Source organism: Sphingobacterium sp. Ag1 (assembly GCF_000988325.1).
Classification (GTDB): Bacteria; Bacteroidota; Bacteroidia; order Sphingobacteriales; family Sphingobacteriaceae; genus Sphingobacterium.
The window spans coordinates 77794-102520 of sequence record NZ_LBGU01000041.1 but is presented as its reverse complement, the minus strand read 5'-3'; the positions used below and the strand labels follow the sequence as shown (position 1 = coordinate 102520).

The following is a 24727-nucleotide window of genomic DNA, read 5'->3' as shown; positions in this document are numbered from 1 at the left end:
TGTGTTGGAAGTGTTCGTTTTTATTCGGGCAATACATCGCGCATAAAATTAAGCCAGTTCTTGCTGGCAATCTTTTCAAGATTACTCTTATTATACCCTCTTTTTGACAGGATACCAAAGACTTTTTGGATATCGGCAATCGTTTCCAGATCATAAGGACACTGCTCACGGCCAAATGCTCCATCTAAATCGCTCCCCACGCCGACATGATCGACATTTCCTGCCAATTGACAAATATGATCAATATTGTTGGCCATGATCTCCATGGAGCAATTGCTTGTTTTAGGGTCGGATACACCGCGAACCCAATTCGGTACCATCATCCAAGCATCGAGCGCTACACCGATCACTGCTTTTTTCGCAACGAGAGTCTTGATCATTTCATCACTGAACTGTCTGTTATGGTCCACAAACTTGCGACAATTATTATGGCTTGCCCAAATAGCCCCGTTATAACGTTGTACAGCATCCCAAAAAGCATCGTCATTCAGGTGTGTTGCGTCCAATATCATCCCCAATCGCTCCATCTCCCGCAACAATAGGACACCCTGTTCATTAAGCTTGCCCGATGAGTCGGTCCCGTTGGCATATCGCCCCGGTCCATAATGCGCTGGTCCGACAGCTCTCAAACCATAGTTATAAGCTGTTTCAAGATAACTGATATTCACCAGCGAATCGGCACCTTCCAGACTCAACAGATATCCGATTGGCTTATCTACATGATCGCTTCCATCCGACCAAAGTGCCATATGTCGATCCAAATCAGCCTTTGTACAAATCATTTTCATTTGCCCATCGGCTTCCATTGCCTTATACCACGCAAGCTGTCCCTGCGTTTGCGCCCATGCTTGTTCTGCCGAATACCAACCCGGCAAGGAACTTTCGGGTTTTACGAATCGGGCAATTTGGGTCGCCACGACCAAACCAATACGGCCACGACGCAATTCGTCAAAGGTGACTGTTGCCTTACCGCGATCGGGCTTGTCATTCATCCCCTTTTCTCGACGGTTCAGTTCAGTAATCGGCAACCGAAGATCCCGATTCCATTCCATGGCATTCATACTCAAATCCAAATGTGCATCGACCAAAAATGGCATTTCAAATTCGTACATATCAATAATTTATCTTTTTATTTCGCGCATAGACAGTCCACGTTTGATCTGCCTGCCGTTCATGGACAACTTGAAGTTCGCCATAACAGGCTACGGTAGGGCAGATATGCCGGGGTACAGCATACAATGCCTCTCCCAGGTTAAACTGTGTACTATCTGTCACCTCGACAACCAGATGTTCTTCACTCTGCATTTTTATGTCGCCAATACGTGGATCGAAAAACTTGACGCGAGGCTGCGGCGATTCACATGCAACGGATTTATACCCTAGGTCCAAGCACAGGTGTTTGTGATCAACAATAGAAACGACACGCGTTAGAAGTACCGCGGCTAGCATAAAATCTTTTTCTGCATAATTTTCGGCATAGCCAAAATCCCAAAACACAAAGGTTCCAGGGCTGCATTCTACATCGCTTCGTTCGGCATGAAAAGGGAAACTCGGTGAACCGCCAATCACTTTAGTCAATGGTTTAGAGGTGGACGCCTGTGCCATCAGATAGGCCGTTTCAAGTATACCGTATGCATGTTGGCATTGTTTTTCGCGAAGCTGATAATCCTTATCATGGATATGACCGTCATAGCCATGCACACCGACCAACTGAATACCATTCAGGAGATTGATATCCATAACGAGACGCTCAATCCCTTCTAAAGCTATCCCTGTACGTCCCATCCCAATATTAACATCCAGATAAACAGCGCTTCGTAAACCTTTCGACAGACTCCGCGCTGAAATTTCCTCTGCTGCATCGACATGATCCACAAGACAGGCAAAATGTGTTTGGGGAAAGGCGCTTACCAGATTCAGGAAACGATCTATCTTTGGCCCTACGGGCTGGTACGCCAGCAAAACATCTTTTGCACCGATAACACCCAATAGCTCTGCTTCTGCAATGGTTGCACACTTAAACTTTGTAATCCCCCTATCCATCATCAGCTGGCATACTTCACGACACTTGTTCGTTTTGATATGCGGCCGCAATCGGTCCGCCCGCCCATGCACAATGTGTAAAGCGCGGTCTATGTTCTTGACAATGCGATCAGGGTAGACCAGCAAGGCCGGCGAATCGACTTGATCGACATTTTGTATGTGACACCAAGTTTCCATACCATTCGGATTAATATAACTCAAATAATGCTTCGATTTCGACCGGAATATTATCGGGCAAAGAACCGAATCCCACTGCACTGCGTGTTCCAATACCATTCTCTTCTCCCCAAACCGCAGCAAATAGTTCACTACAGCCATTAATTACACCGGGGTGATAAAGAAAATCGGAGGTACAGTTGACCATACCCAATACTTTGATGACACGTTTGATCTTGTTCAAGGACCCCAAGTTGGTTTTAATGGTCGACAGCATGGTCAGACCGACCTGACGTGCGGCAAGTTTGCCTTCTTCCGGGCTGATATCACTTCCAATTCGACCAATAATCAATGTGGCATCATCTTGTACAGGACCATGACCAGAAAGATACAGGTACTTCCCGTCAATGACGTATGGTTTATAAACACCTTTAGGTGCCGGCGCTGGTGGTAATGTCAAACCTAATTTTTCGAATTGTTCATCTGCGTTGTACATCTTTAACGATTTTAAAGTTTAAAATAATAGCTAATATAAAATTAATTGCAATAGTAAAACAGCAAGCAGCCCAACAATGGAAACAATCGCCTCCATGATAGACCAGGAGAATAAGGTATCCTTTACGCTCAGGCCAAAGTACTCTTTAAATAGCCAAAATCCGGCATCATTGACATGCGAAAACATCAGACTTCCGGCTCCTATCGCGAGTACCATGAGATTGGGATCCGCTTTTCCTCCGGTAACAATAGGGAGCAGGACACCCGCTGCTGTCAGGGCTGCTACTGTGGCCGAACCGACACAACCTCTGATAACCGCTGTAATTAACCAAGCCAACAGTAACGGTGAAATGGGAAGCTGCTGCAAGGTGTTGGCCAAAAGCAGGCTGACCCCACTGTCTTCCATCACTTGTTTAAAGATTCCCGAGCCAGCAATAATCAACAGGATCATGGCAATATCTTTCACAGCAGACTCATAGATTGTCATCACATTGCTCATCGATCGGCCCAATTTCAATCCTAAGAAATAGGTTGCTACACTGAGCGCGATAACCATAACAACGGTGGGGTTGCCGACAAACTTAACGCCCTGCTGCAGCACTATATTACTTGTATGAAAGCTATAAGGAAGCAATGTAAATAGGACAATGAGTATTACCGGCAGCAGGGCTACAGCCAAACTTACCCCAACTGTCGGGCGCAGATACTGTGCTGATTCCGAGCGATCTTGATCCCGAAAAATTGATTCCTGACTTGCCCGTATGTTTTTCAGGTATCTTCCAAAAATAGGCCCACCCAAAACAATAGCAGGTATGGCAATCAAAAGACCATAAATAAGTGTCAATCCCATATCGGCATGAAACAGGGCAACAAGAGCAACGGGAGAAGGATGTGGTGGAATAAAGCCATGCGTTACAGACAGGGCTGCCAGCATCGGCAATCCAATATACACTGCCGGCAACCTATACCGGTAGGAAATCGAAAAGATCAAGGGGACTAATAAGACAAATCCGATTCCGTAAAATAACGGTATACCAACGATAAAACCCGTCAACATAAGTCCCCATTGAAGGTATCGCTCTCCCATTAAGCGGACCATTTGCTCAGCAATAATCTCTGCGGCCCCACTTTCAGCTACAATTTTTCCCAACATTGCGCCCAAAACAATGATCAACGTTAGGCTCCCCATAACACCGGCAACACCTTTTTCAACGGTGCCCACCAATTGTGCCGGTGGAATTCCCAAACAAAGTCCACTGAGTAAGGAAACAGCTAAAAAAGCGAGAAAGGCATTGATCTTAAAATAAGTTATGCAGAGGATAAGCAAACAAATGCTGATTACAATGAGGATTATAGTCATTATATCATGATTAGGTTTTCCCTCAATTTGAGAGCTTGTATAAAATTTGGTCTATTAAATCATTTTTTCATCCTGAAAGTAAGGATATTTTTCATTTTTTGCAAGAAAAACGTAAAAATGATGTAAACAAAAACGGGTACGGCTCACGCCGTACCCGTTTTTGCTTGCTTGCTTGCTTGCTTGCTTGCTTATGAATTTTGGTTTCATGGCCTGTTGTTCAAAAATAATGCAACCGTGTGCTGTTGCGACTTATTTTTTGGGGATTTCTTTGAGAATGTCAAGCACAAAATTCCAAAACTTCTGCACCGAAGAAATGGAGACACGTTCTGCCGGCGAGTGTGCCCCTAAGATTGTTGGTCCAAAAGAAATCATATCCATTGCCGGATAGTTTGTCCCCAAGATACCGCACTCGAGTCCGGCATGGCAAGCCACAACTTCCGGAGCTTCGCCATGTTGTCTCGTGTAAATTGATTTGAGCACTTCTAAAATTTCAGAATTCGGATTAGGAGCCCATCCGGGATAATTGCCCGAAAAATCGACCGTAAAACCGCCCAGTTCAAATGCTGCTTGTAACGATTGGGCTAAATCAAATTTAGAGGTTTCAACAGAAGATCTGGTTAGACATTTGATGGAAACCTTTTCCCCGCCTACTTCTACTTTAGCAATATTATTGGAGGTTTCTACCAAGTCTTCAAAATCGGCACTCACACGATATACACCATTTAAGGCTGCATACACGCTATTGATTAAGTTTTCCTGCACGTTTACGGGAACGACTGTTGCATAAGCAGCATCAGTCTGCTTCACCACAATTTCCATAGCCGGTTCCGTCGTTGCAAATTCCAATTTAATATCCTGAGCCAATTGTGTTAGCTGCTGAACAAAGTCAGTTGCTTTATCCTTAACCACCACCACCTTGGCGACGCTTTCTCTCGGGATGGCATTGCGGAGGCTTCCACCCAATAACGACGCAATACGCAATCCAAAATGTTCATAGCCTCTATAGAGCAGGCGGTTCATTACCTTATTGGCATTGGCAAAACCTTTATGAATATCCATCCCAGAGTGCCCCCCATGGAGTCCTTTTACGGTAATTTCAAAAGATAGCATATCAAAAGGACAAGGTTCTGCGCTATAGGACTGCGTTGCCGTTACATCAATCCCACCAGCACAGCCAATATCAATTTCAGTATCATTCTCTGTATCCAGATTTAACAGGATTTCGCCCGAAAGTAACCCACCCTTTAATCCTAAGGCACCGGTCATCCCAGTCTCTTCGTCAATGGTAAACAAGGCTTCGATAGCGGGATGTACAATAACGGATGACTCTAGAATCGACATGATTGTCGCCACGCCAAGACCATTATCTGCCCCCAAAGTGGTACCTTCCGCCTTTACCCAATCAGCATCGACATACATCTTAATCCCTTCGTTATCGAAGTCAAAAACAGTATCGTTATTTTTTTGATGCACCATATCCAAATGCGACTGCAATACAATCGTTTTACGGTCCTCCATGCCCGAAGTAGCAGGCTTTTTGATAAGTACATTTCCAACTTCATCCACACTCGTTGCTAAACCCAGGGATTTTCCAAAGTCCACCATAAAAGCAATTACGCGCGCTTCTTTTTTGGAAGCCCTCGGCACCGCATTCAATGCCGCGAAATTTTTCCAGATTGCTTTTGGTTCTAACTGATCTAAACTATTATCAATCATATCTATAATTTTTCCTTGGCCAAAGTTACTCGATTTTTATCAGATATCCGTTGATTATTGCCGGGGAATAAAACAAAAGACAATCGCTGATCGTTCTAATAAATGTGTAAACATGAACATAAAATTATGCATAAACCAGTACAAGTTGAACGAAAGGATATTTACTTTAAACCGGATAAGAAAAGAGTTCTCGCACGTTTTTTTTTCCTTGGCGATGACCGTACAATAAAAATTATCAGGCGCATTTTATCCCTTAACGAGTCGGAACGGAAAGAAGTCTTTGGACAGGTCTTACGAAGCTATACGAAAAGACATCGTAGCATTGCCCATATCTTTGAACGAAATTTTGACCGGGTAAGCCATCTTTTGGAGAAGATTCCATTTTCAAAAGAAAAGCTCAGTCATATTGACAAGTTGCTGATCGGCTCTTACTTCACCATGGAATATTCCATTGAATCGGCTGCGTTGTTTAATCCATCCATTATCGAACATCCGGACCAGACCGAATTATTCAAAGGTGAAAAACGGGTTATTTTAAGCTTCAGAGCCACCGGAGAAGGTCATGTTTCTTCGATCGTTTTTCGTTCGGGCACCTTGGACGTCGACAATAATATCCATATCGATTATATCGGTAATCTGCTAGATAAACCCATGCAGGTAAAAAATCACCGGTATCACAAGGAGTCGTTCTTGAAGAAGATGAATGAGCTGCATGCTGACCCCACCGAAGTCAAGTCCAAACTGGAAGAGAAGCTAACGGAGACATTTACCTATGAGGAACTCAAGCGGTACATCGATGAAGTGCGGCGGGAGAGTGAAGAGAATCTTGAAAATGTTACATTTTTACAACAGGCACTATGGCTTGCATCCTCGCATTATGAAATGACTTTTTCATTGGACACATCCATTTCGGAACGCGTGATATTTCCGCTCGCCGACACAGAAAAAAGAGGAATTGAAGACGCCCGTTTTGTCCAGTTCAAAACTGAGAAGAATGAGAGCATCTATTATGCTACCTACACAGCCTACGACGGATTTAGTATCCTTCCTAAACTGCTCACCACAAAAGATTTTTATCATTTTAAGGTGAAACCCATCTATGGTGAAATTGCCAATAAAGGTGCGGCACTATTTCCAAGAAAAATAAATGGACGCTACGCCATGCTCTGTCGCATTGACGGTGAAAACAATTACATTGCTTACTCCAACAATATCAACATATGGCAGGAAACGGCAATCCGCATTCAAGAACCTGAATATCCCTACGAATTTGTCCAGATCGGCAATTGCGGCTCACCGATTGAAACTCAATATGGCTGGCTGATCCTGACCCATGCCGTGGGCCCGATGCGTGAGTATGTTTTGGGGGCCTCCCTTCTGGACCTGGACAACCCCCATATTGAAATTGGACGCCTACATAGTCCGTTGATGACCCCAAACGATGAAGAACGGGAAGGCTATGTACCAAACGTCATTTATTCCTGCGGTGCTCTGGTCCACAATGAACACCTTATTTTACCGTATGCAATGTCTGATTATGAGTCGACTTATGCCACCATCAAGCTTGAAGACTTATTGCTGGCTATCTTGAATCCTGATCGCTATCATTAAAGGCACGAGAAACCACAATATAAGCCAAATAGAAACAGAGGGTGCTTTCAGCCCCTTGGTTTCTATTGATGCCATAAGACTCCAGTCCATCACAGCAACCTTTGGTTTCCTCATCGTAGAGTCCGAGCCTAAGATCATTCTCGCCCAAAAACCAACGGAATGAGGCTATCATTCGGGTAAAATAAACCTTTTTATTCGTCAGTCGAAAAGCTTCGCGATACATAAATACCATGGCTGTGACATCGAGCGGCTGCTGGCCAAACTTACTGACATGCTTGCCCTGCTTGGCCCATTCCTGGTTTCCCACCAACGAAAGCGCACCATTTTGGATCGTAATGCTTTCGAGAAACTTTAATGTCGTCAGCCCCAATTGTTTTATTGTCTCATCATTTAAAAAAGGATAAGCTGTCAAAAACGCATAAGGTAATATTGCATTATCATACGCCAATACGGATTCAAACCATTGCCAGTGTTCATCTGAACTCGCTTCGTATTCCCGCACGAGTTTGCCAATAAGCGTCCGCATCAGCTCTATCATGACCTCGTCATTGGATTGATGATGCAAATATTCCGCAATTCCCAACACAGTATACGCTATCGCCCGATTGGAGCGCAACTGACCGAAATTCGGCACAGCTCTAAAAAATAACTCGTGCCCCAATTGATAATAACTCGTTAATTTAGTTTTACGAAGAAGCACCCCTAGGGCCCATATCGTTCGTCCAAAGGAATCCTCCGAACCGACTTCATCCAAGAAGTTATGCTGGAAATCCATAAAATTATGAAAAAGACCGTCCTCGCGCTGATGATAATAAATATAACTCAGGTAGGTGGAAATACGACGGTCTAATTTCTTATCAGCAAAATCATCCTGGGCTAATAAAGCAAGTAAAAGTGCCCTCGCATTATCGTCGAGACAGTAGCCTTCTTTATAATTGGGCAAAGAATAGGTTGCATGCTGTAAGATACCGACTTGATTAGTCAGTCTATCGATATGCTTCCAGCTGAATTTGGGCATCTCATCTTTACTAAATCCAGCGTTTTCTTTAAGACCGTCGTAAGTCGGAATGATTTTATCTAAAATCCGCGTATACCGAAGGCCGATGTTTTTCCAGGTGATCTCTTTTCCAAAGGCCTTTGCATTGTCGCGCAAAGTGGTGCGGTAATCCAAATTTGAAAACAGATTTCTAAGCACTTCGGCCATCTTGGCTGAATTTTTAAATTCGACCAATACTCCTCTGCCGTCAGCCAGCAGTTCCTTGGCGTGCCAGTAAGGCGTAGACACTACCGCAGCTCCGGCGCCAATGGCGTAAGATAACGTTCCACTGGTAATCTGCGCCTCATTAACATAAGGGGTGACGTAAACATCACAGGCACATAAATACTCCACCAGATCGGCCTGGCTTACAAAGGAATTAACAAATTGTACATGCTCCTGCAACTGATAAGCTTCCACGAGACTGCCTAGATACTCCCGATACTCCTCTCCCGAATGCGCCAACACATTAGGGTGTGTTTTGCCAACCACGAGGTACAAAAGATCTGGTTCATCTTTAACGACTTCAGGTAGGGATTCAATCACCATTTCGATGCCCTTGTTGCGCCCCAGGAAACCAAATGTCAATAACACTTTCTTGCCAGAAAGACCTTTTTTAAGCTTTGCAAGTTCATGTTCCAAGGTAAACTCGGGCACACCATGGTGTATCAGTCTAACTTTTGTGGTATTGACCCTATAAATGGATTTGAGTAAAGTAACCGCATAATTACTCATGACGATTACAATCGAAGCTCTTTTTACAATTTCAATGAGAATAGCCTTTTCATCGACATTCGGCTTCTCAAGAATGGTATGAAAATTAACTAACAATGGAATATGCAATGCGTTAATCAACGATAAGATATATATCCCACTATTACCACCGAAGATGCCATATTCGTGCTCCAATATCACACAGTCATAGCCATGTTCATTAATATAGTTGGCCGCTTCAATATAGGACAATTGATCATACTGGTCTATTTTAAAGACAACTTCACTGGGATAATCATAGTCCCGATCAGCGACAGCAAAAACATGCTGTGTTAATTCCTGATTATGCAGCGCAACAGCATGCAACAAATCCGATGTAAAAGTGGCGATGCCACACTCTTTGGGCAAGTAAGTACTTATATAAGCGATCTTCATTGAATAATAATTTTGAATACAGCTACGACGATGGCAGTAGCATACGTGTGTCCATTATCTAAATGCTTTTCGAACGAAAATTGTTTGTCACAACTGCATGAATTCATTAGAAATCTGTTTTTTCGCGTGGAGATCCACTAAGAAGATCCACCGCCGTATTGCGCGTTCAGAGGCTATAACACGGGGATTTGTCACAAATCCCATGTCATCAAACAGATATGGATTGACGATCAAAATAGTTGACCAGAAGCATTGATTGATGGCGCTAGGTTTGTATTGCATTTAAAGATCAATTTATCTAAGTTTGCCACAGACAAAGCTATACGGAATGAAATCACCAAAAGAGAAAATGATTGCCGGCCTTCCCTACATCGATTCGGATGGGCAATTATTTAAGGATAGGCAATACGCCAAAGAAGAGCTCAAGCAATTTAACGATTCGGAACCCAAACAAATCAAATTTAGAAAGCAGATCATCCAGAAACTATTTAAAGCAACTGGAAATCGATTTTTTCTTGAACCGCCCTTCCGTTGTGATTACGGTTATCATATTACCATCGGTGAAAACTTTTACAGCAATTATAATTGTACAATTTTAGATGGCGCACCGGTTACCATCGGTGAAAATGTGTTATTTGGTCCGAATGTAAGCCTCTTTACAGCTGGTCATCCACTCCATTTTGAAGCAAGAAATCAAGGTTGGGAGTTTGCTTTACCTATTGTTATCGAAGATAATGTATGGATTGGTGGGCATGTTGTGGTCAACCCCGGCGTGCGAATCGGGAAAAATTCAGTCATTGGTTCGGGATCGGTCGTCACAAAAGATATTCCGGCAGACGTCGTCGCTGCAGGTAATCCGTGCCGGGTTATACGTAACATTACCGAAGCGGATCGGATCACCTATGCTGAAAATCCGTAAGGATCACAAGGAGCAGCACCGGTGTGCAACCATAACCTACCTCATGGCTCATTGTCGGGCATGAGATCATTGGTTAGCCGCAATGAATACGTGATCATGAGCTCCTCCTTTTGTTTTAAGGGAACAAAACCATTACTTTCCCAAAAATGCTGCTGTGCAGAGGGCGCTTCGGCTTGGAGCATTTTACCACCGAACGTATCGATAAATAGTCGCGCATATTGCAATAACGCGGTCCCTACCCCCTTCAATCTAACCTGTGGGGCGACAGCCAGAAAATGAATTGAATAGTTATCCCCTGAAGAAATTAGGCTGAGTACGCCAACAACTTCATTTCCGTCGTAGGCCGCAAAATGCGTCGCTTCAAAGTCGCCCTCCAACATCACTTCTCCGAGCTTGCCCCCGGGAGAGAAAACATCTTTTCGCAGTTTCCATGTTCGGGCAGCAAAAACTTGTTCAATGTACCAATCCATTATCGTCCTGTTCTAATGCGATCAAAGCGTCGGAAAGATGATTAATGGTATCCGAAGGCAACAAGGAATAGGTGCCGATCGTCTTTACCGCAATATCTGCCGCGTGCCCATGAATATATACCCCCATAATTAAGGCCTCTTTGGAAGAATACCCCTGTCCAAGCAGGGAGGTAATAATCCCTGTCAGTATATCGCCACTGCCTCCTGTCGCCATGCCCACGTTGCCTGTACTATTGAAGTACACGAGTCCATCAGGCATCACCATAGCACTGTTAGCCCCTTTTATTAACACGTAAAACTGATATTTACATGCAAAGACTTTCACTTTCTCGATCTTTTCAAAATCATCCTGCCATGTTCCCAATATCCGGCTAAGTTCTTTTGGATGAGGAGTCAATATACTGTGGGCCGGAACGAAAGACCACAACTCCGGTTCGCGGGCAAGAATGTTCAACGCATCAGCATCCAATACCAAAGGAGTATCATCGATACCAGAAACGAATACCTTTAGGGCATCAATTGTATATTGCGCTGTTCCCATACCAATCCCAATACCGATAGACTGATAGCTGGCGACGGTAGGGAATTGGCTAATAAAATCTTGCTCGGGATCTGTTATCACCATCGCTTCGGGCACAGTGCTCTGTAAGATGGGATTGCCAGAGGCGGGTACATAAGCAGACGCTAAGCCGCATCCGGCGCGAAGGGCCGCCTTTAGTGCAAGCTGTACGGCCCCCATTTTACCTTTACTTCCGCCAATAATCAGGGTATGACCAAATGTTCCCTTATGATCAAATTTCCTTCGCTTTCGGTAAAAGGACCTCACAAGTGCCTGGTCGACATAAAAAAGATTGCTTTTAGCCGCTTCAATTGCCCGCTGACTTAGCCCGATATCCAACACCTTAAAATCTTTCACATGCCATTGGTTTTCGGGCAGCAGCAAGGCCTGTTTGGGTGACTGAAAGGTAAAAACCAAATCTGCCCGAATAATGGGAGCATCTGCAGCAGTCGTTTCATCCGCCAAAAGTCCAGAAGGCATATCCACGGAATAGATCCTTGCACCACATCCATTTATACTGGAAATAATACCGTTCCAAGCAGCTGTTAGTACTGTCTTTAGCCCATAACCAAACAAGCAGTCCAATACGATCACCTGGGAAGAGATATCAATCCGATCTTCAGGACTGATCTTTTGGATCATGGAATTGGGTAAACGCTTCTGATTGAAAAGGTTGTCTGGCGAGTACTCTTTCACATCAATCAAATAGACCTTGACTTCGGCCTGCTGCTGATCCAACAAGCGGGCGAGCACCAAACCGTCACCGCCATTGTTTCCTTTGCCGCAAAAAATGTAAAAGGTACTGCACTCCAATCGGGGATAAAGTTTTTTTATCTCCTCGAAAACGACTGTTGCCGCACGTTCCATGAGATCAAGGCTGCTGATTTTCTGATCTCTTAGGGTTTCGCTATCAAGGTTATTCATCTGCTGAGCGGAAAGTATCTTCATGTCGTTGCTATTTTTATTGAAAGTACCTATTCTCAGGGTCAATTAAAAATTTCCGTACATTTTGAGTACCCGATCGGGATTCTCAATGCGTAATCCGATCAGGTCGCTGCAATGAATATGTGCTTCTATTCAACTGTTGTTGCCTGCTTTACCCCTCCAGTCCGTTTTAAAGTTCCCCAAGTATTTAATTCACCTTTAATGGCCTTTCTGACAGACTTGAATAAAACGAAATACATCAGTTGCCGCCAGAAAAATCGTTGCGGAAACAAATAAATTAAATTTCTGAGTTTCTCGCCTTCCATTTTAAAAGCAATACCAGCAAAGAATATATCCACAAATACAAAAAGTAAATAATAAAACATCACTTGACCAAAACCGTTATGCAGTGAAAATAATCCTGCAATTCCTGTCCAGCTGATACCATTTACCTCGCTTAGGGAGAAAAGACCGCTCACCAGAGAGAATAACATAAAAATATCGGCCAAGGGCGCAAATAAAGGAAGTATAATCTGAAAAATCAGAATATTAGGCATTCCGACCATACCAAAGTAGCCATATTTGGGATTCAACAGGGTCTGTTTATTTTTCCAAAAACTCTGCAACACACCAAAGCTCCAACGGAAACGCTGCTTGAAGAGCATTCTGACTGTATCTGGTGCTTCGGTATATGCGATCGCTTCCGACGAATTCCGAACGGTATAACCGGCTTTTAATATACGCATCGTTAAGTCACAATCTTCGGCCAGTGTATCTGTTGTAAATCCGCCAACTTCCAGAATAACAGACCGCCGAAAGGCGCCGATTGCCCCGGGGACAACTGAAATCATATTGAGCAGATCGAAAGCTCGCCGATCCATATTTTGTGAAGTGACATACTCGATTGCTTGCCAATGGGTCAATATATTGTGTACATTGCCCACCTTAACACTTCCTGCAACAGCTGCGACCTGGGCTGTATTGAAATATTTCATCAATTGCTTTAAAGCATCTGTCTTCAGCTGTGTGTCGGCATCAATACAGAGCACAAACGGTGCATCAGATTGTTGGATACCATAGTTAAGCGCCGAGGCTTTTCCGCCATTTGGTTTTGTAAATAACCTTACCATGGGATGATCACCATACACCTTACTGACCATTTCAAAAGTCTTGTCCTTCGATCCATCATCAACAAAAATCAATTCATAATTGGGGTAATCCAAATTCAACAGGCTTTTTATAGTTGCCAACACGGTTATTTCCTCATTATAGGCAGGAATAATCACACTGACCCTCTCCCGGGAATCCAAAACCAATTGAGATTGATCTTTTTTACTTTTTTGTTTTTGCCGGACTGCCAGATAAGCAATCATTGCTGTTCTAAAAATTGCCAATACAATGGCAATGGAAAATACCAGGTTAAGAAAGATGTTCCCATAAAACAATGTTCCCAAGAACAAGCGGTTGGAAGATCCACTAAATCCCGAATCGGAAGCATTTTCGACGGGCGGCATCAGTTCATCACGTTTTTTGCCCATTAGATCACCAATCGTCGCAAATTTATATCCCTGAGATTTAAAATAATGAATAATACGAGGCAAGGCGGCTATGGTCGCTTCTCGGTTGCCTCCGGCATCATGTAATAGGATAATGTTGCCATTATCGCGTTGTTTGATGACTTCATTATAGATTTCATCCGGCGTACGGCCAGGTAACCAATCATTGGGATCAATGTACTCGCCGATATTGATGTAGTTCTCTTTACGGCTCTGAGCCACGGGTAGGATTTCGGCCACCGTCTGCGGTTCGGCATCGGCATTAAAAGGAGCCCGAAAAAGGATGGTACTATGACCGGTTATACACTCAATGATCTTTCGGGTGGCGTTCAACTCGAACTTAACACGATTTGGCCCTATTGTGGACATATCGGGGTGAAAAAAAGTATGGTTACCGATTTCATGTCCCTCCTGGTATTCGCGACGGACCAGATCCATATTTTTCTCAGCCATCACACCCACAAGAAAGAAAGCTCCCGGAACACGTTCTTTTTTTAAGATGTCCAATACTTGTGGCGTATAAGTAGGATCAGGCCCATCATCGAATGTGAGCACCACCGTCTTGTCTCTTTCTCCAAAGCGCTTAATAACGTAATTACTCGGTGTTTTTACATACACCTGGTCCTGAATCATCAGCGTCGATGGATCGTAAGTAAATTTAACTTCCCCAGGAGCCGGGCTATTGACCAAATCCAAAATTTCTCCATCGCCAATATATTGAATGCCTCCCACCTTGATCTGACTTATTTTCCGAAAGTCAAAGGGTTCTTTTTTCAAATTTTCTTGATTCAATGATCTGGAAATAAACGACCATAAACGAGCGTCTTCACTTCCCAAACGCCAAAGAGCAATGCCTGCAAGTCCCCAGTCATCGGCTTTGCGGATGAGATTGAAATAAGTTGCGGCATCGGTGAAATAGATATCATGGTGCATCCCCGCACCATCTGTATAGCTGAAGTTGAGATTGGAAGATTGGGGATCAAAAGTAATTCTGGCATTGTAATTATGCGCCAAAATAACGGCGTTATCATAGGTCAACGTCTTGCCGACCCGATCTTTCGGCCAGTCATATCCATAACATGCCAAAGCCAAAATCACTTTGTCTGCATCGATCTTATTGCAAAGTTCATCCAGGTTCTTTTCAACCCATGCCTGATGTGAAATGGCGCCGGCATTACTTTCAATCGAATGCTGGTCATAAGCCATCAAAATAATATAGTCGTTATATTTTTGTAACGAAACTGGATCATAATCATCATTTTCAGGTGAAATATCCTGCGTAACAAGCAGGCCCTCGGTGTGAAATACCGTATAGATATGCGCCATAAAATCGTTTAATGGCTTGTGGTCATCCAACTGTAAATTCTCAAAGTCGATATTTATTCCGGAAAAGCCATTTCGTTTGACTTTGAGCAGGATGTCGTCTATGAAGCGCTGCTGTTTATCCGGATGAAGCAAGATGGCTTTCACCGTCTGCCCATCAAAATCGTTACCACTGAAATTGGAAATCTGCGCAATTGCTTTACGCTTATATTGATGGATCACCTTAAGCGCTGCAGTATCCGCTTTATCAACCACGGTATCCTGGTTGGGTACCGTAAAAAAGGACTCCATGGCAACCATATCCAGATGACCGATATTGCGGCGTAAATCGGACAGCGATTGCTCGCGGACTTCATTGGACCAAGAACTGACATAAAAGCCCATATTGATCCTATTTTTGGTTCCAATATGTTTTAAATGCTTGAGCTCGCGATCATGCCTAATCTTCTCCAATTCGGATTTTACAATGGTAAACTCCTTAAATTGTTTGGATTTTTTTAATCTGGCGGTGGACTTTTCGGTCAACGCTGTGTTGGTATTAATTGTTGGAAAAGGAGGAATCTGAATCTTTCCCAATGTATACACCACACAAATTACCCCAATGACCAAACCGATCACCAATGCACTGCTCATCCATGAAAAAGCGTACCAGCGCTTTTTGCTTGACGTCTGAAAAATCTGTTTTTCTGACATAACCATATTCGTATTAACTTCGGCTAAGCTACATCAGAAAATGATCCAAACAGTTGATAAACAGCTTAAAAATTTCTTAATTTTTTCAAATGTTTCACGCTTCGAATTGCATCTAAATTTATTTATATTCGTTACAATACGTTGCACTAACTAAAACTTATCGATGCGATCACTATATGTCCTCCTTCCCCTCCTTTCTTGTCGGGTCTTTAGCGGCTGCGGACAGCCAAATGTTGCTACATCAAAATCCCAAGTGCTCGAGTCTGTCACTCCGGAAGTAGCGCGAACTGACGGCAACCAGTTTATTAACGCCGCTGGGATGACGGTCAAATCACGCATTTTATTGCCGGAAGGCTTTAAAAGGGCAAACTATCGGACTGAAGAATTTGGAAATTTCCTTGAAAATCTTCCATTGTACCCCATCGACAGGGAGGTACATTATTACAATGGAAAAATTAAACCTAGAAATAACATCTACAACAGTGTGGTAAAGCTGGACATCGGAAAGCGCGATTTACACCAATGCGCGGATGCTGTCATGCGGCTCAGGGCAGATTACTTATACCAACAAAAGCGGTACAAGGATATCAAATTCAACTTCCTTTCAGACGGTAAACCCCGTACATTTACAAACTACGCAAAAGGAGATTACGCCTACCCAACCTATTGGAAATATTTGGAATATATTTTTGCCTATGCAAATACGGCTTCACTACATGATGAGCTGCCCCGTGTAAAAACGACTCAAGAAGTTAAGATTGGAGATACTTTTATCCAAAAAGGATCTCCTATTGGCCATGCAATCATTGTAGTTGATCTGGCCAAGGACAGCACTGGAAAAAAAATTGTACTACTCGCACAAAGCTACATGCCAGCCCAAGAAATACAAATTTTAAACAATTGGAACAACAGCAAGCTTAGTCCTTGGTACGATATTGACCAAGATATTATAAAAACCCCTGAATGGACATTTTATCCTAAAAACCTTAAAACCTGGGAGTAGTCCACTGTGAACAAGACTGTCGTTAAAATCGACCGGATGATTGTCCGTACAAGCAGTAAAAAATAATAAAAGATATTTTTGTCTTTTATTATAATTCTCTATTTTTGTAAACGATAGTCATTTGCAAATGAACCCTATCAAGGTTATAAGATTCCTCACAGCGAGTGGATTTTTTCATTTTTTATTCTGATCAAATAAAAGATAAAAAGGTATTTAAATATTTTATTATGATTACTGAAGCACAAAAAGAGTTAATCAAAGGTACTGTACCGGTTTTAAACGAACATGGTGTAGCGCTGACCAGTTATTTTTATAAACGTATGTTTGACCACAATCCGGAGCTTAAACATATCTTCAATATGGGAAACCAACAAAATGCGCGGCAACAAACGGCTTTGGCTACAGCAGTATTAGCCTATGCGGAGCATATTGAGAATCCCGCAGTCCTTCTTTCGGCAGTGAAACATATCGGACAAAAACACAGTAGCCTCAATATTCGTCCGGAGCATTATCAGATTGTTGGGAAGCATTTATTAGCATCCATTCAGGAAGTATTGGGGGATGCTGCAACAGCAGAACTAATTGAAGCCTGGGAAGTTGCCTATTTTCAGCTAGCAGATCTGATGATCGGAGTCGAAAAGGATATGTATAATCAGATGATCCAAAACGACGGCGGATGGACGGGCTGGAAGCCATTCACCATTATAAAAGTGGTAGCCGAGACCGATGAGATTCAGTCTATTTATCTCAAGCCAACAGATCAAGGAAGACTTCCAAAACATGCGGCAGGCCAGTATGTAAGTGTGCGTGTATTTCTTCCCGAATTACACCTGTATCAACCCAGACAATATAGTCTTTCCGATGCGAGTAACGGCGAGTACCTCCGGATTTCGGTAAAAAGAGAAGCCGCGGAAGGAAAACCTGAGGGTATGGTGAGCAATTATATACATCAATACGTTGAGGTTGGAAAACAACTGGAACTCACAGCACCAACAGGCTCCTTTCAATTGGTCGAAAGTGACAAACCACATGTATTTATCAGTGGCGGCGTTGGTCAGACCCCATTAATGGCCATGTTAGAACATCTAGCGGACAAGAAAGAAGACAAACCGATCACTTGGATCCACGGATGCCGTAACCCTGATCTACATGCGTTTAAAGAAAGAGTGAAAACATTGGAAAGCCAACATCAAAACATGACTACTTTTTCTTTCTATGACGCAGCAGAGGATGCGGACGCGAATGTTCTTACGGGTTGGGTTGACCTTGCTAAAATAGATGCTTCTTATCTTCCACAGGAGGCAAACTATTACCTCTGTGGGCCAGCAGGATTCATCAAAAAGCACTTCCAATATTTAACTAATCAGGGTATCGACGCGGAGAACATTCATTTCGAAGAATTTGGTCCCGCATCGCTGCAACTAAATTAATTGTACCGCCCCAATTCATTAGGTAGTCATCCCTAATTTTTAATCATTGGCGGATGGCTATTTTTGATTTTGTACATTTGCAAAAAGCAATGAGATTATGGGTATTTTTTCTAAAACATGTGAATATGGACTAAGGGCAGTTTTTTTTATCGCACAAAGTTCCCAGGAAAATAAACGCGTGGGCATAAAAGAAATAGCTGAGAGCATCCATTCTCCAGAGGCCTTTCTGGGCAAGATACTGCAGAATCTAAGCCGAGCAGGCATCATTCGATCCATGAAGGGACCTGGCGGTGGGTTTTACCTCGACAGCGGAGATATGTCCACACCACTATCCGAGGTCGTTAAAGCGATCGACGGAGAAAGTCTATTTGTCGGCTGCGGCATGGGGCTTGAATTCTGCTCCGAACAATATCCCTGTCCCTTGCATCACGAGTTCAAAAGCATACGCAATAAGCTCTCGGAAATGCTTCAAAAAACAACGGTCGGACAATTCAATGATGACCTCATAAAAGGGAAAATCCTATTAACGAAAAGCCATATCGACCCGGATAAAACCAGGGATAATTCTTTGGATTAACAGGTTTAATCTTCAGTTTTTCCTTCCTATTTTCTGCCTGTTCGCCCTTATAAAAATAATGAGACGCGCATAAATCCCGCCTTTTATAACATCAATATTAAATTGACGCAACATCAATTAAACACATGAAAAACAATTACATAAACATTTTAAAGCCTTAAAAAAAACAGAACTTAAGGTAACCTACCATCCATTTGCCAAAGGGCCTAAAATCTCCCTCAATTCGACCTTTTAGGCTGAAACTACGCTTGTAAGAAAACCGATCTGGCAAGACCCGGCCGCCTTGATATAACTTCCTGAAAGTAAGGTTCATTTTTTATCTAAACAGCCCTATTTAACGCAGAAATGGGATTTCTTCCTAACCGATCACTGGGCAATAATTGCCCTCTTTTTATAGCTTTCCTTTGGGTTAAACCCAAAAAATGAGGATTATTCTCTGACTACTACTGCATTTTTAAGCCTTTTTCAAGGATAGAACACAAAATTAAAAAAAATAAAAACTAATCTCTAAATAACAATGAATTACATCGTCTATATAAACAAAAAAAACACATAAAAACACACAATAAAAGGTCTTGTTTGAATAAAAAAAGGTATGGATAAAATTTTATCCATACCTTTTTTTATTCAAGCACAGCTCAAAGGAAACAGCTTCTCCTTGCCGCCTTACACACAAGTCTAACTGATAACGACTATTAATTCCTATCACGTGTTTCGTACAATTCAAGATAGCTTTGCAACGAGCCACACTTTCAAGGATAACCACAGACAAAAAAAGGATTACATTCCCAAATGATCGGCTTCTGAAATAGAGAGCATTTTACCAGGCCGAAACCCCACTCGGGGTGGGCCGCTCATGCCTACATCAAAACACCCAATTTAACAAGCTTTTCGCGCGATATAAAACAGTAACTATTCAAGATCGGTCATTCCCACGTAATCATCATAAAGTCGCTTAAAACGCACGATAATAGCTTTTCAGTCTAACAATTGGCCAATCTTAAAAACTCCGCGGTAGACTTACCTGTTTTTTTAAAGATTAAGCTACGAGGCGACTTAAATTACTACCAACGGGAAGTCATCGAAAGTCATCGAAGTATCCCCATATCCAAATCTAGCCCCCTCTTAATCGATTTAAGACATCATCTCCCTACGAAGCACTAGATTAATCTTTTCAAAACAAGAAAAGCACAGAAGAGCTTAAAACGGCTCAAACATCATACCTGCGCCAGAATTTGATTGGTTAGTTAATAGATTCCGGTTACCGAAGAACAATAAATAGACAAATAAAAAGCTTTAAAACAAATAAATGAACCAAATCAGTTAAATTAAAATGTCACAAAATGAATTACCTTATACCTTAAAATCAGATTTGGAAAGTGCAATACAGGCTGTTTTATTACCTTTAAACTTTTTAAAAAGACCATGAATAAAGACACCTCAGTAGTGAGATCATTCTTAAAAGCAGAACTTATAAAGATTAAGAAAGCCCGTAATATAATTATTGGAATTTTCTTAGTTATGTTTGCTTTTTGTTATGGTCTTTTCTTATTTGCCTTTTTTTCGAAATGGTCAGCCAGTGAAGATAAGCTCTCGTTTTTCTATAAATCACTCCCTACCCTATCTGTTCTTTTTGTTTATTTAGGTTTTGCATTCGGTATATTGTGCTGGATGGCTTACATTAAAAATCAAAAATTCATCAATGCGCTACAGCAACTAAACGATCATGATATAGCAGTCTACCAGGAGTACAGTAGTCGACTCATGCACTTTTTTGCCGTTGCCGCTCCCTATCTTTTTTATGAAAATGAGATTTTATTCTTTCCGTTAATCGGAAATAAACGGATCGCTGTTCATCAAATCCATCGTATTGAAACAAAAATTATCAGAAATTACCGGGGACCTAACAGCTATCGTATCTATTTCTACAATGAATTCAACAAAATTCATCAAGTTACCATGAATCAAAAAGGAGCTTTCGATTTTTTACAGGAAGAGCTTTGGAAGAAAAAACCGGATTTGGTTGTTGTAGCAAGAAATCATTAATAAAAAAGTTTTACGGATACTATCGAAAAAAGTACAACGACGCAACGCTACCGCACAGTCAATATCGGACCTTAATCCAGCCGACAGCGAATCGATGACCTTCTCACGAAACACACGATACGAGCAAACCTATAACCTTCTAGTGAAGAACATTCATATGGTTGTTAAGGACGCCTAAGCTGAGCCGATCAATCCTTTATTCTTTTTCCAACAAAGCTACTCTTGAATAAACGAGCCATATTTTCCTGATTCCGCAACTTCTTTGATCACTTGATTGCGCTCCTCGAGAAAGCATCGCATATAGCGCGTTAAAAAAAGCCATTCTGCAAATCTCCCCAAAACTCCGAGCGGCGCCTTGAAATTAAATATATCACGCATGACTACTTTTCCATTTTCAAGTTGCTTGAAAATGTGCTTGTGATCCATGGTATGAAATACCCCCTGCGTCATTTGATCTTCAAAAAAATGAGGCTTTTCCATCGCCGTTATCTGCACGGTCAATGTTTGCGTAGTGCCGAGATGTCTTGCGTGCCACCGAACCTTTTGTCCTGCTTCGATCAAACCCGTCGTCACTCCATCAATCGCTTTCTCCCTTGTTTTCGTTGTCGAATACATATGCAAATCAATACTACGCGCCAGGTCAAAAACAACAGGCAAAGGAGCCTCTATAACTGTATCTAAAATAAGCTGCGGCATAATATACTCTTAAAAATTTTCACACGAATTTCGTAAAATTCGGTAACTTCTTTAGGATTCAGCATTAGAATTTTATAAATTGAGTGTATTCTATCCAAACAGCAACATAGACAATAAGCATGATAACACTCCTTCCATTCGAAAGATCAGATTTCCCCCTTTTTAAATCCTGGATTGGATCAGCAGAGGAACTATTGCAATTTGCAGGACCTTATTTTTCGTTTCCACTTAGCGATCAGCAACTTGAACAATATATACAAAACCCAAAGCGCCGCGCTTTTAAAATAACAGATACAACAACCACAGAAACTATTGGTCACTGTGAATTAAACTTCGAACGAGACATCCCAAGACTCTGCCGCATTTTAATTGCAAAAAGTTCCGAACGAAATAAAGGCTATGGCAAAAACACCGTAAATGCACTGCTAAAACTACTTTTCACCGAAGGAAACTATGATATAGCTGATCTAAACGTTTATGACTGGAACTACAATGCAATTCGGTGCTATGAAACCGTAGGCTTCCGGATCAACGAAAATATTATTTCAACAGTAGCAATTGGAGATGAAACCTGGAAAAGCCTCAATATGCAAATCAATAAATCAACATGGAAAGCTAATTTAGCGCGATGAAAAACAAGCGAAAATTAAAGCATATCACCCTATACTTACTTATTATGGGTACATTGATCGGTTTTTATAGCTGGAAAATCGAGCCGCATTGGGTAAAATATGAACAGATCGATCTACCTATAAAACATTTACCCGAGGTATTGAACGGAAAATCATTGGTCCAGATTTCTGACATCCACATCGGAAACTATGTGGATAAAGATTTTATAAAAAGAACCTTCCGAGAAATCGCAGCATTAAAACCGGATATCATTGTGTACACCGGCGATTTTGTACGGCTCGTTAATCATAAAATACCCTTAGCTGAGCTTGATAAAGTCATGCAAGTTGCACCAAAAGGCAAACTTCAGACATTGGCGATCCTAGGAAATCATGATTATGGAACGAATTTTAGGGACAGTGCTGCAGCAGATTCAATCGTGAGCCTACTCAAAGGATATAACATCAGCGTATTGAGAAATGAAAGTATAACAATCCATGGGTTAAGAATATTCGGCATAGATGACCTTTGGGGAAGGAATTTTAACCCTATCAAAGCTATGAAGGAGTATAACCAATCGCAAGCCAGTTTGGTCTTATGCCATAATCCAGATGCCGCAGACCTCAATGTCTGGAATGGTTACACTGGCTGGATTCTGGCAGGACATACACACGCGGGTCAGGTACGAATTCCATTTTGGGGCTCCCCGATCATACCTGTACGAAACAAGAAATATGATCAAGGAATAAAATCAATAAGCGGAAACAGAATATTATATATCAATCGAGGACTGGGACACAGTATTCCTATCAGATTTAACGCCAGACCCGAGGTTACAATTTTCACCTTAAAAAAGGAATCACAAAATGAAATCCATTAGGTTCGATCCGACCTTTTAAAGAAGGTATGGATAAAATGCGGTATAAATCGTTTGCCTATAATCGTCTAAGGGATCTATCCCTTGTGGTCTACCCAAAACAGCATAGCTTGAACTCCAAAAATCCGAAACGATGAAAAGCTGACGCACGAAGCTTTTTAAATTCGACAATGGAATATCTCGACGAAACATACCGGCATCTGCATAATACATAAACAAAGACATCAATTGTTCCTCACGCCGCGCAACCAAACCTCGATAAGATTCGGCGATTTCAGGAATCCAGCTACAGATTTCAACAAAATTCTCAAAAATAAATCTATACTTATCAATTAGTGCATAAGAAACATCCACGAAACCGTTCAGCAGTTGCTGAAAAGGTATTGTCGGATTAGCAGGAAGCAAAATCATTTTATCGTATTCTGCTTGAAGTAACTGAAAGACGTGAAAAATAATATCTTCTGTATGTTTAAAATGATAATGGAGATTACCAGCGCTTATACCCATTTCTTGCGCGATTTGACGTGTCGTTACCGTACGTACACCTTCGCGGTTATATACCTTAATCGCTTCGTTAATAATTTTTTCTTTCGTGTTCATGATACAAATTTAGAACAATTGTTCTAAATTTGTATCATGAAGTATAACGTTAAGACAACATAGATGGAAAAACCAGCAAAAAATTGGCTAAAAAAACAGTATATAGACATCAAACAAACTTTGATCCCCACCCATCCAAGCGATAGCACTTGGAAGAAATTCGGCAAGAAAACTGCATTTTTTATGTTTCTAACCTTAATGGTATGTGGCGCAATTGCAATGTTAATCGCCGTTTCCTTTGCTCACTAAGCAAGGAGCTTTTTGATTGTTTATTTATTTTTTATTGGTGTTGTTGGTTTTTTATCAGATTCACCAGGGCAAATAATTCCCCAATTCCATTCTTGAACAATTGGTTAACAGACTTTGTATTTGTTCCGATTATTATTCATTTTTCATCCATAATCGGAAGCTTCGTATTCAATAATAATAAGGCGCATGGCTATCCGCTCTATCAAATCTGGACGATCTCTTTGCTTGCGTCTATCCTTTTTGAATGGATCATGCCCAAGTACACAAGCTATAATACCGGAGACATTATTGATGTTTTAGCCTATTTTGCTGGCGGTTTATTCTATTTTTATATTCATCAACCTCTCTACGTCAGCAGAAATCTTCCATCCCCCCCCCCGGTAAACAGGGAACAGCTTCTTACCTCAATACAGACGCAGGCAAGGCGTCCGAAAAACACAATGCTTTGAAACTAATAAAATAAATGAAAGGAGAACCAGATGATTATCTTAATAGCGATATCATATCGATAGGTAAAACCAAGGCCAGTCGAGTTACAGCATAAAAAAACCTTTGTTTGACGCCAATCACGATGATATCAAACAAAGGACCTTATTATTAACACCTGATTTTCCAAGTGTTCTCTTG

Annotated in this window: 22 protein-coding genes; 10 read left to right on the top strand and 12 right to left on the bottom strand. The window is 41.8% G+C overall.

Going from position 1 to position 24727, the window contains the following annotated elements:
* Positions 1-20 precede the first annotated feature (20 nt).
* The 5 genes from AAW12_RS15250 to AAW12_RS15230 form a co-directional block, all read right to left on the bottom strand.
* Positions 21-1112, bottom strand: coding sequence for a dipeptidase (locus AAW12_RS15250; protein WP_231585278.1), 1092 nt, complete (start codon positions 1110-1112; stop codon positions 21-23).
* A gap of 1 nt (position 1113) precedes the next feature.
* The gene (locus AAW12_RS15245) at positions 1114-2220 is read right to left on the bottom strand and encodes a D-TA family PLP-dependent enzyme (RefSeq protein WP_046674675.1); all 1107 of its coding nucleotides are present in this window, start codon (positions 2218-2220) and stop codon (positions 1114-1116) included.
* A 10-nt stretch (positions 2221-2230) separates the two neighbouring features.
* The gene (locus AAW12_RS15240) at positions 2231-2695 is read right to left on the bottom strand and encodes a RidA family protein (RefSeq protein WP_046674510.1); all 465 of its coding nucleotides are present in this window, start codon (positions 2693-2695) and stop codon (positions 2231-2233) included.
* A 30-nt stretch (positions 2696-2725) separates the two neighbouring features.
* Entirely contained in the window at positions 2726-4054 is a 1329-nt protein-coding gene (locus tag AAW12_RS15235; RefSeq protein WP_046674509.1) for a gluconate:H+ symporter, read from the bottom strand.
* Positions 4055-4303: 249 nt separating this feature from the next.
* Positions 4304-5770, bottom strand: coding sequence for an aminoacyl-histidine dipeptidase (locus AAW12_RS15230; RefSeq protein ID WP_156167669.1), 1467 nt, complete (start codon positions 5768-5770; stop codon positions 4304-4306).
* Positions 5771-5896: 126 nt separating this feature from the next.
* Here AAW12_RS15230 and AAW12_RS15225 point away from each other — a divergent pair, with 126 nt between their 5' ends.
* Positions 5897-7381 carry a glycoside hydrolase family 130 protein gene (locus AAW12_RS15225; protein WP_046674508.1) on the top strand — a complete coding sequence of 495 codons (1485 nt, stop codon included), beginning with the start codon at positions 5897-5899 and terminating at the stop codon, positions 7379-7381.
* On the opposite strand, the gene AAW12_RS15220 is transcribed toward AAW12_RS15225, so the two are convergent.
* Together AAW12_RS15220 and AAW12_RS26505 are read right to left on the bottom strand one after the other, a co-directional pair.
* Positions 7353-9566 (bottom strand): glycosyltransferase family 4 protein, encoded by a 2214-nt coding sequence (locus AAW12_RS15220; RefSeq protein WP_046674507.1) that lies wholly within the window; start codon positions 9564-9566, stop codon positions 7353-7355. The two genes, AAW12_RS15225 and AAW12_RS15220, sit on opposite strands and share 29 nt — an antisense overlap.
* 87 nt (positions 9567-9653) lie before the next feature.
* Positions 9654-9848 (bottom strand): hypothetical protein, encoded by a 195-nt coding sequence (locus AAW12_RS26505; protein ID WP_046674506.1) that lies wholly within the window; start codon positions 9846-9848, stop codon positions 9654-9656.
* 46 nt (positions 9849-9894) lie between these two features.
* On the opposite strand from AAW12_RS26505, the gene AAW12_RS15210 reads away from it, so the two are divergent.
* Positions 9895-10485, top strand: a complete 591-nt coding sequence (locus AAW12_RS15210; protein WP_046674505.1) for a sugar O-acetyltransferase — start codon at positions 9895-9897, stop codon at positions 10483-10485.
* A 41-nt stretch (positions 10486-10526) separates the two neighbouring features.
* Here AAW12_RS15210 and AAW12_RS15205 read toward each other — a convergent pair whose 3' ends face one another.
* The 3 genes from AAW12_RS15205 to AAW12_RS15195 all read right to left on the bottom strand — a co-directional run bounded on the left by AAW12_RS15205 (position 10527) and on the right by AAW12_RS15195 (position 16010).
* Entirely contained in the window at positions 10527-10955 is a 429-nt protein-coding gene (locus tag AAW12_RS15205) for a GNAT family N-acetyltransferase (protein ID WP_046674504.1), read from the bottom strand.
* Positions 10939-12462, bottom strand: coding sequence for a bifunctional ADP-dependent NAD(P)H-hydrate dehydratase/NAD(P)H-hydrate epimerase (locus AAW12_RS15200; protein ID WP_046674503.1), 1524 nt, complete (start codon positions 12460-12462; stop codon positions 10939-10941). The genes AAW12_RS15205 and AAW12_RS15200 overlap by 17 nt, the downstream gene beginning before the upstream one ends.
* A gap of 125 nt (positions 12463-12587) precedes the next feature.
* Positions 12588-16010 (bottom strand): glycosyltransferase, encoded by a 3423-nt coding sequence (locus tag AAW12_RS15195; RefSeq protein ID WP_053003752.1) that lies wholly within the window; start codon positions 16008-16010, stop codon positions 12588-12590.
* A 163-nt stretch (positions 16011-16173) separates the two neighbouring features.
* Between AAW12_RS15195 and AAW12_RS15190 the strand changes: the two genes are divergently transcribed.
* The 4 genes from AAW12_RS15190 to AAW12_RS15175 all read left to right on the top strand — a co-directional run bounded on the left by AAW12_RS15190 (position 16174) and on the right by AAW12_RS15175 (position 21066).
* Positions 16174-17013, top strand: a complete 840-nt coding sequence (locus tag AAW12_RS15190; RefSeq protein WP_046674501.1) for a DUF4846 domain-containing protein — start codon at positions 16174-16176, stop codon at positions 17011-17013.
* Positions 17014-17240: 227 nt separating this feature from the next.
* Entirely contained in the window at positions 17241-18443 is a 1203-nt protein-coding gene (hmpA, locus tag AAW12_RS15185) for an NO-inducible flavohemoprotein (protein ID WP_231585277.1), read from the top strand.
* A gap of 97 nt (positions 18444-18540) precedes the next feature.
* Entirely contained in the window at positions 18541-19020 is a 480-nt protein-coding gene (locus tag AAW12_RS15180; RefSeq protein WP_046674500.1) for an RrF2 family transcriptional regulator, read from the top strand.
* A gap of 1425 nt (positions 19021-20445) precedes the next feature.
* Entirely contained in the window at positions 20446-21066 is a 621-nt protein-coding gene (locus AAW12_RS15175) for a hypothetical protein (RefSeq protein WP_046674499.1), read from the top strand.
* 216 nt (positions 21067-21282) lie between these two features.
* On the opposite strand, the gene AAW12_RS15170 is transcribed toward AAW12_RS15175, so the two are convergent.
* Positions 21283-21762: an SRPBCC family protein gene (locus AAW12_RS15170; protein ID WP_046674498.1), complete on the bottom strand. Its 480-nt coding sequence runs from the start codon at positions 21760-21762 to the stop codon at positions 21283-21285.
* Positions 21763-21881: 119 nt separating this feature from the next.
* Here AAW12_RS15170 and AAW12_RS15165 point away from each other — a divergent pair, with 119 nt between their 5' ends.
* Positions 21882-22394 carry a GNAT family N-acetyltransferase gene (locus AAW12_RS15165; RefSeq protein ID WP_046674497.1) on the top strand — a complete coding sequence of 171 codons (513 nt, stop codon included), beginning with the start codon at positions 21882-21884 and terminating at the stop codon, positions 22392-22394.
* Positions 22391-23254 carry a metallophosphoesterase gene (locus AAW12_RS15160; protein ID WP_046674496.1) on the top strand — a complete coding sequence of 288 codons (864 nt, stop codon included), beginning with the start codon at positions 22391-22393 and terminating at the stop codon, positions 23252-23254. The genes AAW12_RS15165 and AAW12_RS15160 overlap by 4 nt, the downstream gene beginning before the upstream one ends.
* A gap of 15 nt (positions 23255-23269) precedes the next feature.
* On the opposite strand, the gene AAW12_RS15155 is transcribed toward AAW12_RS15160, so the two are convergent.
* Positions 23270-23851 carry a TetR/AcrR family transcriptional regulator gene (locus AAW12_RS15155; RefSeq protein WP_046674495.1) on the bottom strand — a complete coding sequence of 194 codons (582 nt, stop codon included), beginning with the start codon at positions 23849-23851 and terminating at the stop codon, positions 23270-23272.
* A gap of 63 nt (positions 23852-23914) precedes the next feature.
* On the opposite strand from AAW12_RS15155, the gene AAW12_RS15150 reads away from it, so the two are divergent.
* Positions 23915-24100: a hypothetical protein gene (locus tag AAW12_RS15150; RefSeq protein ID WP_046674494.1), complete on the top strand. Its 186-nt coding sequence runs from the start codon at positions 23915-23917 to the stop codon at positions 24098-24100.
* A gap of 92 nt (positions 24101-24192) precedes the next feature.
* A complete protein-coding gene (locus tag AAW12_RS15145) occupies positions 24193-24549 on the top strand; it encodes a hypothetical protein (protein ID WP_046674493.1) in 357 nt (118 codons plus the stop codon).
* The last annotated feature ends 178 nt before the right edge of the window (positions 24550-24727 follow it).